Here is a 16,531-nt window from a genome sequence, read left to right on the forward strand (position 1 = left end):
GTGGAGTATTGCTGCTGCTCCTGATTTTTTCTGTTTGGTATGTTTTTTTGTTTAATGGAACGGCATAACATTGGATAAACACGTAAGGAGTCGTAGGCAGCGTCAGATGTGTATAAGAGACTGATAGTAGGTCATCGTCAAGCACCTAAAACCAAAACCCCAATCCGCAACCGCGGGTTGGGGTTTTGTCTTTTCCACGGCCTGGTTGCGAAGTTGGTGTGTAGAAAAGGGTAACGCTCGTGGGGGGCTTCGGCCTGGAGGGGAGTTTTCGGCACGACTATGGGTTGGCTGCCTCAGCGGCGCGAATCCCTATAGTGGAGCATTCGGAAGCCTCTACTTTTCAAGGAAGACCCGAATGCATACCCCTCGAGCCGGGCGTTTGCTAAGCCTTGTCTGTGGTGCACTGGTCGCCGGAACCAGCGCAGCAGCACTGAAACCTCTGAACGATGCCGAGCTGTCTGCTGTTTCCGGTCAGGCTCTGATCAGTCTGGATGCCCTGACCTATGCTGGCTACCAGTACACCCGCATCAACTTCGGAGCGGAGATTGACGTCCTCCTCAACATGGATGAGCTGCGCCTGGGTGACTTCGACCGCTCTGGCATCCCGGGGCTGGCGTCGAACCAGTCCGCTGACATTCTGATCAACAACTTCGCTCTCGGGCGGGTTCGTAACAACGATTCTTCTGCGGCTGCCATGGAGCCGTTCAAGATCCAGGATCCCTATCTGGAATTCGCCTTCAAGGTTAACGACCAGGGGATTCGAGAGGTCGCTGGTGTGCGCTTGGGTTTCGGTCGTTCCATGGGTCATCTCTCCGGGGACATCCTGTCGCTGACCGGCAAGATGCAGGGCAAGATCTATGGTCCAGCCTCCCTTGGCAAGGATTTCTACATGGAGCAGAACGGGATCAGCAATCTCGGCTGCCTGGTGGATATCAACTGCATCGCGCTTTCGCTGGCAGGTGACACGGAGGTCTACACGACCGTGGAGCTTCTGCAGCAGGGCACCGGCTATACCACGCTCGACGGGGTGCCTATCAACCGCGCCACACACATTGGCGTGCCTGCGGGTAGCTCGTTGCAGACCGATGAGACCGGCCTGATTGCGGCGTTGATCCCCACGCTGACCAAAGCGAGCAATTGTGAGGCCCTCGGGTTGATCACCTGTTTCCCGCTCACAAACTACAAGTCCATTTTTGTCGGTGACCCCACCAAGACGAACATTGCCCAAGGCGGCGCCGAGGGGATTTTCTTCTCGATCCAGAACCAGAACGTGCCCTGGCAGGATCTGGCCAATGCCGGCAAATTCGTGGATACCCAACGAGGCGCCTTTGCCAATTTCGCGAAGACAGGCAGCGGCGCAGATACCATTTACCCGTTCATGCTTAATCTCTTCGACGCCTTGCGGGGCACAGCCCGTGAACCAACTTGCATGGGTGCGCAGGCGGCGGGGTGCTGATCATGAATCGTTGGGCTCGGGATGGTGCCTTGCTGCTGCTCCTGGCCAGTACCCACGCAGGTGCAATGCAACCGCTGGACGATCGAGAACTGGATTCGGTCAGTGGTTCCGGGATCGGCTTCTTTCTCGATAGCTTCCTATACGACAAGGGGGAGGCGACGGCGCGGATCGAGGGCTTCAAGGATTCCAATGGCAATCCCGTGGTTATCCATCTGGAGGACTCCTATATAAAAGGGCAGGGCAGCCAACGGGGTTCCCTGGACACCCTGGCGGCCATCGGCAGCCCGCTGCATCCCTTCCGGTTAGGGATCGTGGAGGCTGCGCAGGTACCCTCCTTGCCCGTTGGTGTTGAGGCGCTGCAACTGAAGACGCCTACCTGGACGGACCCCCTCAACAACACTCATCAGTACGGCCTGTGGTCTTATTACCAGGGGTGCCTGTTTGGCGAGGCGGGTTGCAACAATCCCGATCTGGCCGTGACCAACCTGAATGCCGACATGGCCGCCCTGACGGCTCGGCAGTCATCCCTGCTTCAGCGCTATGCAGGGGTGGGCTTCCTGACCCTGCAGCAGGAAATCAATGCCGACATGGTGCTCGTCCAGACCCGGCAGCAGACCGTGGATACGATCAACGACCAGTACAACACCGCCCGTAGCACGATGACGAACCTGCACGGGGCGGCCCGGGATACCGGTATCTATCCCAAGCCCGCGCTGGGTGAGAAATACTGGTGCGGGAACGCTTGTATCCCCTCCGATGTAAGGGCTTACAACGCATCGGTCGATACGTTCATGGGCAAGAGTGACGAACTCATGGCTGCTTACCTCGCACTGAGCGAGGCCTGGCAGAAAGAACGCTATGGCCTGACGTTGACTGAGCGGGCACAGGACTACAACGAGTTCAGCAGCCTCTGCGGAACACCGAGCGCTGAACAGCCCACCTGTAGTGCAGGCCGCATCACCAAGCTGGAAGGGGACAGGGCATCCCTGCTGCTGGTCGCTTCCTCACTGAAGGACGGCAAGACACGGGTTCCGGGCCTGGATATCGGCTTTGGCTCGGTGTTCAGTCTGCCTTCTACCGCCTGGAGCGGCAGTTCCAGCGGCGCGACCCAGGGTGCTACGACCACGCGGAGCGACTTCTTCTCCCTGAACATCGAGGGTTTCACCCTGCATGGCTCGTATCTGAACATATGGGGGAATGCGGATGGACTGGTGGGTGAGATCAGCATGCAGCTGTACGCCGACAAGCTGATCGCCGGTGCCTGCCGCGATTGCAGCGATGCCAATCGTCTGGTCGCCAAAAACCTCTATCTCGACCTCAACCTTGGCCATGGGCGCCTGCAGCCCCTTAACTTCAGTGTGCTGGATGATGGCGAACTGCGTTTCCGCCTGCCGGGGGTGACATGGGCCAACCACCAGCAGTTCTATGCTCAGGTGCCGAAGAGCAACATCAGCATCGGCAACCTTTCGTTGAGTAACGTCAACCTGGGTTCCCAGGCCATTCGCGGCTTGCGCATCGACTACCTGGACATGCGAACGGTCAATCTGCCGCGCTGAGGAGGAAACATGCTTCGTTCTTTCGCCTGTCTGCTGAGTATTCTTTCCCCCTTGGCGCTGGCCGATCTGCAGCCTCTGGAAGAGGCGGAGATGGCAGCGGTCAATGGCCAGGACGGCATCAGTATCAGTGCGTCCATCCGCTTCAACCCGAACCCGCAACTGACGCGCTGTCCCGGCGGCTGCGGGGCGCGTGTCGCGATCCGACCAGGTCAAAGTGCCGGGGTTATCGCCATCGACAACATCAAGGGCACCTTCAGTTTCGATGGCGTCACCCTGGATGTCGTGACCATTGATAGCGGCTTCAATGGCGAGGGGGCCCTGTTCAATCAGGACGCACTCAAGCTGGGGTTACGCGAGAGTCATTTCAGTGATGTCCAGTTCACCCTCTCCGGTGCCAACCAGGTCAGCGTCAGCCAGCCGGAACTGCAGCAGACCGATCTACTGACCTTCCACACCGACGGACAGGTGCAACTGCGCGGCGACCTTTACATCTTCCCCTCGAACTGAAGGCGTTGACGGCCCGACTCGGGAACTGGTGCTTTCCCCTCGACAGGTTTCCGGCCACAATTCGCCGCATGTGGCGTGCGGGACTACCGGCGCCGGGTCGAGACTTGGGTTCCGAGGGTGCCGATATGAGCAGCAGCGAGCGCGTCATCATTTTCGATACCACTCTGCGCGATGGTGAGCAGAGCCCCGGTGCTTCCATGACCGGTGAGGAAAAGCTGCGAATCGCCAAGGCGTTGGAGCGCCTGAAGGTCGACGTCATCGAAGCCGGCTTTGCCATCGCCAGCCCCGGCGACTTTGCGGCGGTGAAGGCCATCGCCGATACCATCAAGGACAGCACTGTCTGCAGCCTGGCCCGGGCCCTGGACGCCGATATCGAGCGCGCTGCCGAGGCACTGGCCGGCGCCAATTCGGCACGCATCCACACCTTCATCGCCACCAGCCCCATCCATATGCAGCACAAGTTGCGTATGGCGCCCGATCAGGTGGTGGAGCAGGCCGTACGTGCGGTCCGCAAGGCGCGTAACCTGTGCGCCGACGTCGAATTCTCCTGCGAGGACGCCGGCCGCTCCGAGCTCGACTTCCTGTGCCGGATCATCGAGGCGGCCATTGATGCCGGCGCCCGCACCATCAACATTCCCGATACCGTGGGCTATGCCATTCCGCACCAGTACGGCGAGCTGATCGCTCAGTTGCTGGCGCGCATCCCCAATGCCGACAAGGCGATCTTCTCCGTGCATTGCCACAACGACCTGGGCCTGGCGGTGGCCAACTCGCTGGCCGCGGTAGCCGCCGGCGCACGCCAGGTGGAATGCACCATCAACGGCCTCGGGGAGCGGGCCGGCAACGCCGCGCTGGAAGAAGTGGTGATGGCCCTGCGCACCCGCCAGGATCTGTTCGGGCTGAGCACGCGCATCGAGACCGAGCACATCCTGGCCGCGTCCCGACTGGTTTCCGGCATCACCGGATTCCCCGTCCAGCCGAACAAGGCCATCGTCGGCGCCAACGCCTTCGCCCATGAGTCAGGCATTCACCAGGACGGCGTGCTCAAGCACCGCGAGACCTACGAGATCATGTCCGCCGAGTCGGTGGGCTGGAACACCAATCGCATGGTACTGGGCAAGCATTCCGGACGCGCCGCCTTCCGTTCGCGCCTCGAGGCGCTGGGCATCGGTTTCGCCAGCGATACGGAGCTGAACGCCGCCTTCGCGCGCTTCAAGGAACTGGCCGACCGCAAGCACGAGATCTTCGACGAAGACCTGCAGGCGCTGGTAACCGACACGCTGGCGGCGGAGATGCCCGAGCCGTTCAAGCTGAGCGACCTGGCGGTGACCAGCCGGATGGGCGAGGTGCCGGTGGCGCGCCTGGTTCTCAACCTGAATGGCGTGGAACGGGAAGCCCAGGCCCAGGGTTCCGGTCCGGTGGACGCCACCTTCAAGGCCATCGAAAGTCTGGTGCACTCCCAGGCGACCTTGCAGCTGTATTCGGTCAATGCCATCACCCAGGGCACCGACTCCCAGGGCGAGGTCACGGTGCGCCTGGAAAAGGATGGCCGCATCGTCAACGGCAACGGCGCCGATACGGATATCATCGTCGCCTCCGCCAAGGCCTACCTGAACGCGCTGAACCTGATGCAGGCCGGCGCGCGCAAGGCCCATCCGCAGGTATCCGGGATTTGATCGACGAAGCGCGCCGCCGCGCCTATTTGCGCGCCATGCAGATTGACAGCTGGGCCGCCTGCCGCACCCTGCCGTTTGCTGCGCCGTCCAACGCCGAGCTGTGGCTGCCGTTGCCTGTCGCGGTGCCGGAGCGTTTGCCGACTGCAGTGCAGGAAACCGCTGTGTCAGCGCCGGCTGCAACGATGCCCCGGGCCGAGTTGCCGCGGCCGCAGCTGCGCCCGCAGGTCCGCCCGGCCAGTGCCGTGGTGGACGAACCAGCGCCCGCGCCGAAGCCGGTGACCCGCAGCAGCGAACTGCCGCGCTTCAGCCTGCAACTGCTGCGTGCCGGACAATGCCTGCTGCTGGTGGAACTGCCCACCGGCGAGACGTTTCAGGGGCGCGATCCCGCCTATCTGCTGCTGCGCGATCTGCTACGCGCCGCCGGCCTGCCGGACAGCCCGCAACTGGTGGGTGAGCCGGTGCGCTGGCCGCTCCTGCAGGCCGGCAGCCTGGACCAGGGGCCGGAAATGGCCCGCGAGTTCGTGCAGAGTTTCGTTGCCGCGCGTCTGGAGGAACAGGCGCCGTGCGCCTGCCTCTGGCTGATCGGCGCCTCGGCGCTGCGCTTCGCTGGCGATCTGGAGCCCGGCGCGGTCCTGCGCGAGCTGCACCACGAAACGCTGGGGCCTGCCTGGACGCTGCCGGGTCTCGATCAACTGCTGGAACAACCTGCACTCAAAGCCGAGCTCTGGCGCTCGATGCGCCGGGTGATGCGCCGCTGGCAATCCCACTGAAGTAATCCCGACCCGCCATGACCGACAACCTGCATTTCCGCCCCATGACCGAAGCGGACCTCGACGCCGTGCTTGAGATCGAACGCTCGGCTTTCAGCCATCCCTGGTCGCCGGGCATCTTCCGCGACGCCTTGAAGTCGTATGAATGCTGGGTGATGCTCGAGGCCGGCCGCCAGGTTGGCCACGGCGTCATCGACCTGATCCTCGACGAGGCCCACCTGCTGAACATCACCGTCGCCCCGGATTGCCAGGGCCGGGGGCTCGGGCTGGCCCTGCTGAATCATCTGATGACCCGCTCGCGGGAGCGCGGCGGCCAGGAGTGTTTCCTCGAAGTGCGCGCCTCCAACCACAGCGCCTATCGACTTTATGAGCGCTACGGCTTCAACGAGATCGGCCGGCGTCGCAACTATTATCCGGCCGCCGGCGGCGGTTCCGAGGATGCGCTGGTCATGGCCTGCACGCTGCTCGACTAGCGCTCGTCCTCTTCGTCCTCTTCGTCTTCCTCCTCGTCCGGCCGGCCATCCAGCGGCATGACCCGCGCCATCTCGGCCTCGTCCAGCCCGCCGCCCTCGCCGATCTCACTCTCGTCGACGATGCTCAGGTCCTGGTCGGCCGGCAGGCCCTGGCCGCGCTCGCGGGGCGAGCGCGCGCCACTCTCGTCGAACAGGGTTTCCGGGCTGAGGTCATCCTGGGTGATGCCGTCCTCATGCACGTCCGGCCCCAGGGATTCTCCGCCGGTCATGCCGGCCTCGCGCTCGCGTTCCGGGGTCAACTGGTCCAGAACCTCACGGGGGGCGGGCTCGCCGAAGCGCCCGCTCGGCCCCGGGTCGTCGAAATCCAGCTGCTCGATCGAGCCCATGCGATCTTCCATCGTGTCGATTTCGGAGGGTCCGCTGGGCGGATGCTTCTTGTCGTTCATGGCCAGGACTCCACGGCTGCTCGTGCAGTGGACCGGGCAAAGATGGGATGATTCCGCCGCGCCGGCCGTCGGCGGCGCCCACAGGAGTGAACATGCGCATCATCGGTAGTCTGCTGGCACTGGCCTGCCTCATGGCCAGCCTGGCAAGTGGAGCGGCGGAACGCCGCTTCGTGGTCCTGCACACCAACGACTGGCAGTCGCGGCTGCTGGGCTATGGCCCCAACAGCGAATACAGCCCGGATTCCCTGAACGACGACCTGACCGTCGGCGGCGTCGCACGTCTGGCCACGTTGCTACACGAGCGCCGCGCGGCGCTCGGCGAGGTGCCGCTGCTGACCCTGGATGCCGGCGATTTCAGCATGGGCACGCTGTTTCACACGGTGGCCCGCGAGGAGGGCGGCGAACTGCGCCTGCTCGGCGCGTTGGGCTACGACGCCACCACGCTGGGCAACCACGAGTTCGATTTCCGCCCCGCCGGCCTGGCGCAGATGATCGCGGCCGCCGAGCGGGCCGGCGACGCACCGAATGTGCCGATCCTGGCCAGCAATATCCGTTTCTCTGCCCAGAGCGCCGACGACGATGCGCTGGAAGCGCTGCAGCGCGCCGGTCGTATCCAGCCGTACCGGATCGTGGAGAAGGGCGGCCTGCGTTTCGGCCTGTTCGGCCTGATGGGCCGCGATGCGGTGGAGGTCAGCCCGCTGATGGCGCCAGTGACCTTCGCCGACCCGCTGGCCGCCGCCCGCGACATGGTGCGCCTGCTGCGTGAACAGGAGCGGGTCGACGTGGTCATCCTGCTCTCGCACATGGGCGTCAGCGCGCAGCCAGACGGCAGCTGGCGCGGCGAAGACGTCGAACTGGTCGAGCAGGTGCCGGGCATCGACCTGGTAATCGGTGCACACTCCCACAGCCTGTTGCGAGAGCCGCTGCGGGTCAACGACACCACCCTCGTGCAGGTCGGCTCGGAGATCCAGTACCTGGGCGAGCTGCACATGACGCTGGATGCGCAGGGGCGCGCCCGAGTCGCGGAGTATCGCCTACACGCCATCGACGACCGCACTCCCGGCGATCCCGCCATCGGCCAGCGGGTCGCCGCGCTGCAGCAGGCGGTCAGCGAGCGGGTGCTGGCCGCCCATGGCTACGCCTTCGATCAGCCGCTGGCGCGGGTCGAGCGCACCCTGACGCGCGCCTACGACGACTCGGTGCTGGGCAATCTGGTTACCGATGCCCTGCGCCGCGGGGCCGGCAGCGATATCGCCTTCACCGGTAACGGCACCCTGCGCGACGAGCTTTACCGCGGCCGCGAGGGCGTGCAGAGCGTGGCGGACCTGTTCCGCGTCGCGCCGCTGGGCATCGGCGAGTTCGACGACCAGCCCGGCTATCCGCTGATGCGCGTGTACTTCACCCCCCGCGAGATCCGCCAGATCCTCGAAGTGCTGCTGCTCGCCTATCAGATGCGTGACAGCGACAGCTACTACCCGCGCGTCTCCGGCGTGAAGTTCACCTACAACCCCTGGCGCATGCCGTTCGACCGGGTCAGCCGCATCTGGCTGGGTGATGCCGAGCGCGGCTATCGCGAGCTGGACCCGGACGCCCCCGGACTGATCAGCCTGGGCGCCACCACCTACGTGGGCAGCTTCACCTGGCTGATTCCCGAGCTGACCTACGGCCTGTTCGAGGTGGTGCCCAAGGATGCCGAGGGCCGGCCGCTGGCGCAGATTCGCGATGCCGTGCTGGATCGCGACCCCGACACGCCGGGCATCCAGGAATACAAGGAATGGCAGGCCTTCCTCGACCATGTGGCGGCGCTGCCGGCGCGGGACGCCCGGGGGCTGGCGCTGCTCACCGATCAGGGCGCCGCTGCCGAGCAGCGCATGCTGCGGGTGGCCAGCCTGGCGCCGAGCGAGCTGTTCCGCCACGCCGGTGGGCTGCAATGGACGGCCACGCTGCTGTGCGCGTTGTTGTTGTGGCTGGCCGGCTGGCTGACCTGGCGCCTGTGGCGCCGGGTCAGGGCAGGATGACGAGACGGTCCGACAGCTGATTGTGCGGGTGGCTGGCCGGCAGCCGCTCGCGCAGCACCGCGCCACAGCCTTCGATGCAATCGAGGAAACCCTGCAGCACCTGACCCTGGCGCACCTGTGCGGTGAAGCGGTCCACCTGGGCCTGCCAGGTGGCATCCTCGATCCGGCTGGCAATGCCCCGGTCGACGAGGATCTCCACGTAGTGCTCGGCCTCGCTGACGAAGATCAGCATGCCGACGTCGCCGTGGGTGTGATGCAGCTTCTGTTCGAGGAACTGCCTGCGGGCCAGATTGGCGGCGCGCCAGTGGCGTACCGCGCGGGGCGTCAGGCGCACCCGCAGCGCGGGCAGGCGAAACAGCAGAGCCAGAGCCAGAAAACCCAGCCATTGCACCAGCAACAGTTGCCGGGCGTTCCACCATTCACCGAACAGGTTGAGCAGCCCAGGCAGCAGCAGGGCAAGCAGACCGGCCCAGAGCAGGGCGATGTAGCGGTAGTCGTCGGCCTGCGCGGCCAGCACCGTGACCAGCTCAGCGTCGGTGTCGCGCTCCACCCGGACGATGGCCTCGGCCACCCGCTGTTGTTCCTGTTCGTTGAGCAGGCTCATCTCGTCTCCCGTCTACCAGCCACCCGAGGCGCCGCCGCCCCCGAAACCACCCCCGCCACCGCCGAATCCGCCACCCCCGAATCCGCCACCCCCGCCCCGGCCCATTAGCGCGCCCAATGCGGCAGCGGCCATGACCGAGCGCGCCTGCCGGCCGCGGCCGCCACGGCCACCGCCGATGCCGATCACCGCCAGCATCACCAGGAACACAATCAGCAGCACCAGCAGCGGTGGCTGCTCCTGGGCGGGCTGGCCCAGCGCCGGTAGATAGCCCTCCATCGGCTCGCCACCGACCACCTGGATCATCCCTTCCACCCCGGCACGAATCCCGCCGGCGAAATCGCCCTGGCGAAACGCCGGGGCGATCAGGTTGTGGATGATCAGTGCACTCTGCGCATCGGTCAGGCGATCCTCCAGGCCATAGCCGACCTCGATGCGGATGCGGCGTTCGGCCTGTGCCACGATCAGCAGCGCGCCATTGTCGCGACCCTTCTGGCCGATACCCCATTCGCGGCCCAGGGTGAGACCGGTTTCCTCGATGCTGCGTCCGCCCAGGTCGGGCAACGTGACCACCACCAGCTGGTCGCCGGTGGCCTGCTCGTGGCCGGCCAGCAGACGGTTCAGCTCGGCCTCCTGGGCGGCGTCGAGCAGTTCGGCGCGGTCGACCACCCGGCCGGTGAGCGCGGGCACCGGCGGCTGGGCGAATGCCAGCACAGCCCAGAAAACCAGGCACAGACCGGACAGCGCGCGGAGCATCAGAAGCGCACGGCCGGCACCTGCTCGGCGTCCGGTGCGGTGGCCTCGAAGGTCTCGCGCAGCGGCATGTCGCTGTACAGCAACGTGTGCCAGATGCGCCCCGGGAAGGTGCGGATCTCGGTGTTGTAGCGCTGCACGGCGGCGATAAAGTCGCGGCGCGCCACCGCGATGCGGTTTTCGGTGCCTTCCAGCTGTGACTGCAGGGCCAGGAAGTTCTGGTTGGACTTGAGGTCCGGATAGCGCTCTACCACCACCATCAGGCGGCTCAGGGCGCCGCTGAGCTGCTGCTGGGCCTGATCGAACTGGCGCAGCTGCTCGGGGTTGTCCAGCGTGGAGGCATCCACCTGGATGGAGGTGGCCCGGGCGCGGGCCTCGATGACCGCCGTCAGGGTGTCCTGCTCCTGGCGGGCGAAACCCTTCACGGTCTCCACCAGGTTGGGAATCAGGTCGGCGCGCCGCTGGTACTGGTTCTCCACCTGCGCCCAGGCGGATTTCACCTGCTCGTCATAGCTGGGAATGTTGTTGATGCCGCAGCCGCTCAAAAGCAGTGCGACCAGGAGCAGTGGAAGGTGGCGCAGCATCGCGGCGATCTCCGTCGGCAGGGCATGAAAATGAGCGTAGCCGCATTGAGCCCTTACGCCGCCTGCGCGCGCCTCCTATAATCCGCGCCGCCCGACCCTTTTCCGCTATTGAACCGGAGAATCCCATGCTCAACCGTCCCCTGACGCTGGTCGCCAGTGTCGTCCTGTCCCTGTCCGCCGCATTCGCCAACGCCGCCGAGGTGCTGCGCGTATCCGCCATCCCCGACGAAGCGCCCACCGAACTGCTGCGCAAGTTCAAGCCGCTGGGGGCCTACCTGGAGCAGCAACTGGGCATGCCGGTGAAGTTCGTGCCGGTCTCGGATTACGCCGCCGTGGTGGAATCCATGGCCAGCGACCGCATCGACCTGGCCTGGCTGGGCGGTTTCACCTTCGTGCAGTTGCACCTGAAGGATGCCGAGGCCCGCCCGCTGGTGCAGCGCGAGCAGGACCGGGTGTTCACCAGCAAGTTCGTCACCGCCGATCCCAAGGTGCAATCGCTGGCCGACCTCAAGGACAAGACCTTCGCCTTCGGCTCGATTTCCTCCACCTCCGGCAGCCTGATGCCGCGCTACTTCATGCTGCAGGACGGCGTGGTGCCGGAAGAGCATTTCAGCCGCGTGGCCTATTCCGGCGCCCATGACGCCACCGCCGCCTGGGTGCAGGCCGGTCGTGCCGACGCCGGGGTGCTGAATGCCTCGGTGTGGGACAAGCTGGTGGCCAGCGGCAAGGTGGATACCGGCAAGGTGCGCGTGTTCGCCACCACGCCCACCTACTACGACTACAACTGGACGGTGCGCGGCGGCCTGGATGCCGAGCTGGCGCAGCGCATTCAGGCGGCCTTCCTGGCCCTCGATCCGGCCAATCCGGAGCACAAGGCGATTCTCGACCTGCAGGCTGCCAGCCGCTTCGTCGAAACCCAGCCGGAAAACTACCAGAGCATCGAGCAGGCGGCCCGTTCGGCAGGGCTGTTGAAGGAGTGAGTGTTCGACTGGCCGGCGTGGGCTTTGTCCACGCCAACGGGGTGCAGACCCTTTCCGACATCGAGCTGAGCGTGGCGCCCGGCGAACGAGTGGCGGTGATCGGGCCTTCCGGGGCCGGCAAGACCACGCTGCTCAATCTGCTGGCCACCCGCTTGCGCCCCAGCCATGGCCGCCTGGAGCTGCTCGGCGAGCAGCCCTGGGGGCTGTCGTCCCGTGCCCGCCAGCGACTGCGCGCGCGCATTGGCCTGGTGCACCAGGCGCCGCCGTTGCCGCCGCGCCAGCGCGTGGTCACGGCGGTGGGCGCCGGGCGCATCGGGCGTTGGTCGACGCTGCGTGCGCTGGCGAACCTGATCCATCCCCTGGACCGCGGCGGGGTACGCGACGCGCTGGCGCGTCTGGATCTCGCCGACAAGCTGTTCGCGCGCTGCGATCAGCTGTCGGGCGGGCAGCTGCAGCGGGTCGGCATCGCTCGCGTGCTGTATCAATCCCCGGAGCTGATGCTGGCCGACGAGCCGGTGTCGGCCATGGATCCGATCCTCGCTGGCCATACCCTGGCGCTGCTCAATCGCGAGGCGGCACAGCGCGGCATCAGCCTGCTGGCCAGTGTGCACGCCGTGGAGCTGGCCCTCGAACACTTCCCGCGCATCGTCGGCGTGCGTGACGGACGCATTGTCTTCGACCGTCCCGCCGCCGAGGTGACGGCCGCCGAGCTGCAGGCCCTGTACGCCAACGCGCAACTGCAGCAGGCGCCCGAGTTACACGCGCCGCTGCAACCGATCATTCCGCGCTGCTGATGAATAGCCTTCCCCGAGACCCGGCGGCCCTGCCGCGGCTGCTGTTGACCCTGCTGGCGCTGGCGCTGCTGTGGCCCGGCCTGTCGCTCAGCGAGCTGGACCTGACGGCGCTGTTCCGCGCTGACAACGCCACTGTGATGGGCGGCTTCCTGGCTGGCTTCTGGCCTCCGGCCCACGATGCGTCCTTCCTGCAGCTGCTCTGGCAGGCCACCCTGGAAACCCTGGCCATCGCCACGGCAGGCATGTGTCTGGCATTGCTGATCGCCATGCCCTGCGCGCTGCTGGCCACTCGGGCGCTGTCGCTGTCGGCGTTGCCGCGCGGCGGGCGTCCGGCCGGGTGGGCCGTCGCGTTGCGCTGGCCGGTGCGCGGCCTGCTGATCGTGCTGCGCAGCGTGCCGGAGATCGTCTGGGCCCTGCTGTTCGTGCGCGCCGTTGGCCTCGGCCCGACCGCCGGGGTGCTGGCCATCGCCATTACCTACAGCGGCATGCTCGGCAAGGTCTACGCGGAAATCTTCGAGTCGGTGGATCCGCGTCCTACCCGGGCCCTGTTCGGCGCGGGCAGCGGACGGCTGGCGGCCTTCGCCTACGGCATATTGCCGAATGCCGCCTCGGAAATGCTCTCCTACACCGTGTACCGCTGGGAGTGCGCCGTTCGCGCCTCGGTGGTGATGGGCTTCGTCGGCGCGGGCGGGCTGGGCCAGCAGATGGACCTGTCGCTGCGCATGTTCGCCGGCGGCGAAGTGGCCAGCATGCTGCTCACCTTCCTGCTGCTGGTGCTGCTGGCCGACCGGCTCAGTCGGCTGCTGCGGGAGCGCTACACATGACACGCCTGATCAACGGCCTGCTGCTGGCTGCCTTGCTGATTGCGGCGCTCTGGTCCTTCCAGTTCCTTGATCTGGACTTCGCCAACCTGGTCAGCGCTGACGGGCTGAGCCAGATGGCCGACTACGCCAGCGGTTTCCTGTCGCCGGATTTCTCCGCGCCACACCTGAACGCCATCGGTCGCGGCGCGCTGGAAACCCTGGCCATGTCGGCGCTGGGCACCCTGCTGGCCGCGCTGCTCGGTCTGGCGCTGGCGCTGCCGGCGTCCGGCCGCTATGGCGTCCTGGCGCTGCAGGCGTCGCGTTTGCTGCTCAACGCCCTGCGGGCCATTCCGGAACTGGTGTGGGCGGCGCTGATGGTGCTGGCCGCCGGACTCGGACCGAATGCCGGCACCCTGGCGCTGGCGCTGCACACCGCCGGGGTGCTGGGTCGACTGTTTGCCGAGGCGCTGGAGAACACGCCGGCCGAGCCGGCCGACGCGGTGCGTCTGGCCGGAGGAGGGCGGGTCGCTGCGTTCTGCTACGGCACGCTGCCGGGTGTCTGGCCGCAGCTGGTGGCCTACACGCTGTATCGCTGGGAAAACAATATCCGCATGGCCAGCGTGCTCGGCTTCGTCGGCGCTGGCGGGCTGGGGCAGATGCTCTACATCAGCCTGAGCCTGTTCCAGGAAGCCCAGGCCGCCACGGTGATCCTCGCCATGTTGCTGCTGGTGCTGGGTGTCGACGCGCTGAGCGGTTGGGTGCGCCAGCGCTGGGTGACTCAATAAGCGCGAGCGCGCTTGCGCCTGTGGGAGCGGACTTGTCCGCGAGCTTTTCCTTGGCTGATACCAGAAGCTCGCGAATGAATTCGCTCCCACAGTGCACCACGCGCCGCTCACACCGTCGGCGGCTTGTCCTGCGCCACATGCTCCAGATCCACCGGCTCGCCGGGCTGCAGAGCCAGGCGTTCGCGAATGTCCTCGAACATCCGGTCGTACTCCGCATGATTCGGCAGGATAGGACTGTGCTCCGCCACCGGCAGGCCGTGACGTTCGGCGATACGGGCCACCTGGCTGGCGAAGTTCGGCGCGGTGTCGCGGTGCAGGCTCAGCTCCTCGGCGAAAGGCTTGCCGTCCAGCTCGCCGGAAATTCGCAGGTGGAGCATCGGTCCTTCCCGGGCGTCGTGCCGCACCTCGTAGTGGAGGTCGAGATGCCAGGCGGGGGAGTCGCCCGGCAGGCTGGCGCGGTGCAGATGGCCGGGTTCGAACATGGGCGCCTCGGAAGCAGGGGAAGGGTTTCCTCAGCCTAGGCGCCATTCGTTTTTTGTAGGAGCGGCTTTAGCCGCGAAGGCTGCGGGGTACGCAAGGGCGTCGCGGCTGAAGCCGCTCCTACAGTTCCTGCGGATGCTGAAGCACCGTCTTAGTGCATCGCGGCGCTGCCGGCGCGCTCCTGCACCAGCACCCAGGGTGCCACTACCACCGCCCAGAGATACGGATCGCGGCGCTGCCAGTCTTCGGCGTACTCGGCGCTGATGCGTTCCAGCTGGCCCGAGGTCAGCCACGTGGCGACTTTCGACTGGTCGTCCCCGGCCACGGCTTCGGCCACGGCCACCAGATCCAGGCTGGCATCGACCCATAACAGGCTGCCCTTGGCGAAGAACGGCTGCAGTTCCTCCCAGCGGATCGTGGCGGTTTCGCCCAGCAGCTTGGCATAAAGAGTGCTTTGGGTTTGCGAGGACATGGCATTCACCGGATTGAGCGGGCGGCAATGATACCCGCACCGCTGTCGGTGGAAAAACCATGGGGTACGTCGCTCGGGCACGGAGGCTTTGTTTCAATTCGAGACCAGGCGCTCCGACCGGGGCCATGGCGGCTTCCCAAGGCGGGAAATGGCGCTCTACACTCATCGGGCACTGCCTGTGGTTTCAGTCATCCCGGACGACAACAATCAGAAGAGTGGACACTATGACCAAGTCGACACAGCACCTGCGCAAGCTCATTACCGCAATGGCCCTGGCCGGCTGCGCCAGTCAGGCCCTGGCCGCCGACAACATCAGGATCGCGCTGGCCGGACCGGTGACGGGTGCCGTCGCGCAGTACGGAGAAATGCAGTTCGTTGGCGCGCGCATGGCCATCGAGCAGATCAACAAGGCCGGTGGCGTCAACGGCGCCCAGCTCGAAGGCGTGGTCTACGATGACGCCTGCGATCCCAAGCAGGCCGTGGCCGTGGCCAACAAGATCGTCAATGACGGCATCTCCTTCGTGGTCGGCCACCTGTGTTCCAGTTCCACCCAGCCCGCCTCGGATATTTACGAGGACGAGGGCATCCTCATGATCACCCCCGCCTCCACCAGCCCGGACGTCACCGCGCGCGGCTACCAGCTGATCTTCCGCACCATCGGCCTGGACAACCTGCAGGGTCCGACCGCCGGCAACTTCATCGCCGACAAGGTGAAGCCCAAGGCCGTGGCCGTGGTGCACGACAAGCAGCAATACGGCGAAGGCATCGCCACCGCCGTGCGTGACACCCTGAAGGACAAGGGCATCAACGTGGAGGCCTTCGAAGGCATCAACGCCGGCGACAAGGACTTCTCCGCCCTGATCGCCAAGCTCAAGCGCGCCAATGTCGACTTCGTCTACTACGGCGGCTACCACCCCGAGCTCGGCCTGCTGCTGCGTCAGAGCAAGGAGCGCGGCCTGGCCGCCCGTTTCATGGGTCCGGAGGGCGTCGGCAACAAGGAAATCTCCGCCATCGCCGGCCCGGCCTCCGAAGGTCTGCTGGTGACCCTGCCGCGCTCCTTCGACCAGGACCCGAAGAACAAGGCGCTGGTCGAGGCCTTCAAGGCGAAGAAGGAAGACCCGAGCGGTCCGTTCGTATTCCCCGCCTATGCCGCCGTGCAGGTGATCGCCCAGGGTATCGAGAAGGCCGGCGGCACCGACACCGAGAAGGTGGCCGCCGCCCTGCGCGCCAACACCTTCGACACGCCCACCGGCACCCTGGCCTTCGACGAGAAGGGCGACCTGAAGGATTTCAGCTTCGTCGTCTACGAATGGCACCAGGACGGCACCAAGAGCGAAGCCACCAAGTAAGTCCGTCATGACCGGGAGCCCACCGCCT

At 65.8% G+C, this 16,531-nt stretch carries 18 protein-coding genes; 12 read left to right on the top strand and 6 right to left on the bottom strand.

The window, feature by feature from the left end; translation table 11 throughout:
* The first annotated feature begins 355 nt into the window (after nucleotides 1–355).
* The 6 genes from SF06_RS02595 (at nucleotide 356) to rimI (ending at nucleotide 6,438) form a co-directional block, all read left to right on the top strand.
* On the top strand, nucleotides 356–1,456 hold the full coding sequence (locus SF06_RS02595) for a hypothetical protein (RefSeq protein WP_039559830.1): 1,101 nt from the start codon (nucleotides 356–358) through the stop codon (nucleotides 1,454–1,456).
* Nucleotides 1,457–1,485: 29 nt separating this feature from the next.
* Nucleotides 1,486–3,012, top strand: a complete 1,527-nt coding sequence (locus SF06_RS02600) for a hypothetical protein (RefSeq protein ID WP_139326720.1) — start codon at nucleotides 1,486–1,488, stop codon at nucleotides 3,010–3,012.
* Between the two features lie 9 nt (nucleotides 3,013–3,021).
* Nucleotides 3,022–3,519 (top strand): DUF6160 family protein, encoded by a 498-nt coding sequence (locus SF06_RS02605; RefSeq protein WP_039559832.1) that lies wholly within the window; start codon nucleotides 3,022–3,024, stop codon nucleotides 3,517–3,519.
* Between the two features lie 125 nt (nucleotides 3,520–3,644).
* Nucleotides 3,645–5,195 (top strand): 2-isopropylmalate synthase, encoded by a 1,551-nt coding sequence (locus tag SF06_RS02610; protein WP_039559833.1) that lies wholly within the window; start codon nucleotides 3,645–3,647, stop codon nucleotides 5,193–5,195.
* Nucleotides 5,192–5,965, top strand: coding sequence for a hypothetical protein (locus tag SF06_RS02615; RefSeq protein ID WP_039559835.1), 774 nt, complete (start codon nucleotides 5,192–5,194; stop codon nucleotides 5,963–5,965). Before SF06_RS02610 ends, SF06_RS02615 begins: the two co-directional genes overlap by 4 nt.
* A gap of 17 nt (nucleotides 5,966–5,982) precedes the next feature.
* The gene (rimI, locus tag SF06_RS02620) at nucleotides 5,983–6,438 is read left to right on the top strand and encodes a ribosomal protein S18-alanine N-acetyltransferase (protein WP_039559837.1); all 456 of its coding nucleotides are present in this window, start codon (nucleotides 5,983–5,985) and stop codon (nucleotides 6,436–6,438) included.
* On the opposite strand, the gene SF06_RS02625 is transcribed toward rimI, so the two are convergent.
* The gene (locus SF06_RS02625) at nucleotides 6,435–6,884 is read right to left on the bottom strand and encodes a hypothetical protein (RefSeq protein WP_027591844.1); all 450 of its coding nucleotides are present in this window, start codon (nucleotides 6,882–6,884) and stop codon (nucleotides 6,435–6,437) included. The genes rimI and SF06_RS02625 overlap by 4 nt on opposite strands.
* A gap of 92 nt (nucleotides 6,885–6,976) precedes the next feature.
* Between SF06_RS02625 and SF06_RS02630 the strand changes: the two genes are divergently transcribed.
* The gene (locus SF06_RS02630; protein WP_039559838.1) at nucleotides 6,977–8,902 is read left to right on the top strand and encodes a bifunctional metallophosphatase/5'-nucleotidase; all 1,926 of its coding nucleotides are present in this window, start codon (nucleotides 6,977–6,979) and stop codon (nucleotides 8,900–8,902) included.
* Here SF06_RS02630 and SF06_RS02635 read toward each other — a convergent pair.
* The 3 genes from SF06_RS02635 to SF06_RS02645 are packed head-to-tail and all read right to left on the bottom strand — an operon-like array spanning nucleotide 8,889 to nucleotide 10,840.
* Nucleotides 8,889–9,506, bottom strand: a complete 618-nt coding sequence (locus tag SF06_RS02635) for a TPM domain-containing protein (RefSeq protein ID WP_039559840.1) — start codon at nucleotides 9,504–9,506, stop codon at nucleotides 8,889–8,891. The two genes, SF06_RS02630 and SF06_RS02635, sit on opposite strands and share 14 nt — an antisense overlap.
* A gap of 12 nt (nucleotides 9,507–9,518) precedes the next feature.
* Nucleotides 9,519–10,259, bottom strand: coding sequence for a TPM domain-containing protein (locus SF06_RS02640; RefSeq protein WP_039559843.1), 741 nt, complete (start codon nucleotides 10,257–10,259; stop codon nucleotides 9,519–9,521).
* On the bottom strand, nucleotides 10,259–10,840 hold the full coding sequence (locus tag SF06_RS02645) for a LemA family protein (RefSeq protein ID WP_039559845.1): 582 nt from the start codon (nucleotides 10,838–10,840) through the stop codon (nucleotides 10,259–10,261). The genes SF06_RS02640 and SF06_RS02645 overlap by 1 nt, the downstream gene beginning before the upstream one ends.
* Nucleotides 10,841–10,965: 125 nt before the next feature.
* On the opposite strand from SF06_RS02645, the gene SF06_RS02650 reads away from it, so the two are divergent.
* From SF06_RS02650 to phnE, 4 genes are read left to right on the top strand one after another with little or no spacing between them, the layout of a single operon-like run.
* Nucleotides 10,966–11,820: a putative selenate ABC transporter substrate-binding protein gene (locus tag SF06_RS02650; protein WP_039559847.1), complete on the top strand. Its 855-nt coding sequence runs from the start codon at nucleotides 10,966–10,968 to the stop codon at nucleotides 11,818–11,820.
* Nucleotides 11,817–12,614: a phosphonate ABC transporter ATP-binding protein gene (locus SF06_RS02655; RefSeq protein WP_039559848.1), complete on the top strand. Its 798-nt coding sequence runs from the start codon at nucleotides 11,817–11,819 to the stop codon at nucleotides 12,612–12,614. Before SF06_RS02650 ends, SF06_RS02655 begins: the two co-directional genes overlap by 4 nt.
* Nucleotides 12,614–13,438, top strand: a complete 825-nt coding sequence (locus SF06_RS02660) for a PhnE/PtxC family ABC transporter permease (protein ID WP_437123609.1) — start codon at nucleotides 12,614–12,616, stop codon at nucleotides 13,436–13,438. The genes SF06_RS02655 and SF06_RS02660 overlap by 1 nt, the downstream gene beginning before the upstream one ends.
* Complete coding sequence (phnE, locus tag SF06_RS02665; protein WP_039559851.1) at nucleotides 13,435–14,202, top strand: phosphonate ABC transporter, permease protein PhnE; 768 nt, start codon at nucleotides 13,435–13,437, stop codon at nucleotides 14,200–14,202. The genes SF06_RS02660 and phnE overlap by 4 nt, the downstream gene beginning before the upstream one ends.
* 107 nt (nucleotides 14,203–14,309) lie before the next feature.
* Here the strand turns inward: phnE and SF06_RS02670 are convergent, their stop codons facing one another.
* Together SF06_RS02670 and SF06_RS02675 are read right to left on the bottom strand one after the other, a co-directional pair.
* Nucleotides 14,310–14,684, bottom strand: coding sequence for a DUF5064 family protein (locus SF06_RS02670; RefSeq protein WP_027590842.1), 375 nt, complete (start codon nucleotides 14,682–14,684; stop codon nucleotides 14,310–14,312).
* A gap of 149 nt (nucleotides 14,685–14,833) precedes the next feature.
* On the bottom strand, nucleotides 14,834–15,154 hold the full coding sequence (locus SF06_RS02675; protein ID WP_039559854.1) for a DUF2288 domain-containing protein: 321 nt from the start codon (nucleotides 15,152–15,154) through the stop codon (nucleotides 14,834–14,836).
* 224 nt (nucleotides 15,155–15,378) lie between these two features.
* On the opposite strand from SF06_RS02675, the gene SF06_RS02680 reads away from it, so the two are divergent.
* A complete protein-coding gene (locus SF06_RS02680) occupies nucleotides 15,379–16,503 on the top strand; it encodes a branched-chain amino acid ABC transporter substrate-binding protein (protein WP_039559855.1) in 1,125 nt (374 codons plus the stop codon).
* Nucleotides 16,504–16,531: the final 28 nt, after the last annotated feature.

The organism is Pseudomonas flexibilis (assembly GCF_000802425.1).
Classification (GTDB): Bacteria; Pseudomonadota; Gammaproteobacteria; order Pseudomonadales; family Pseudomonadaceae; genus Serpens; species Serpens flexibilis.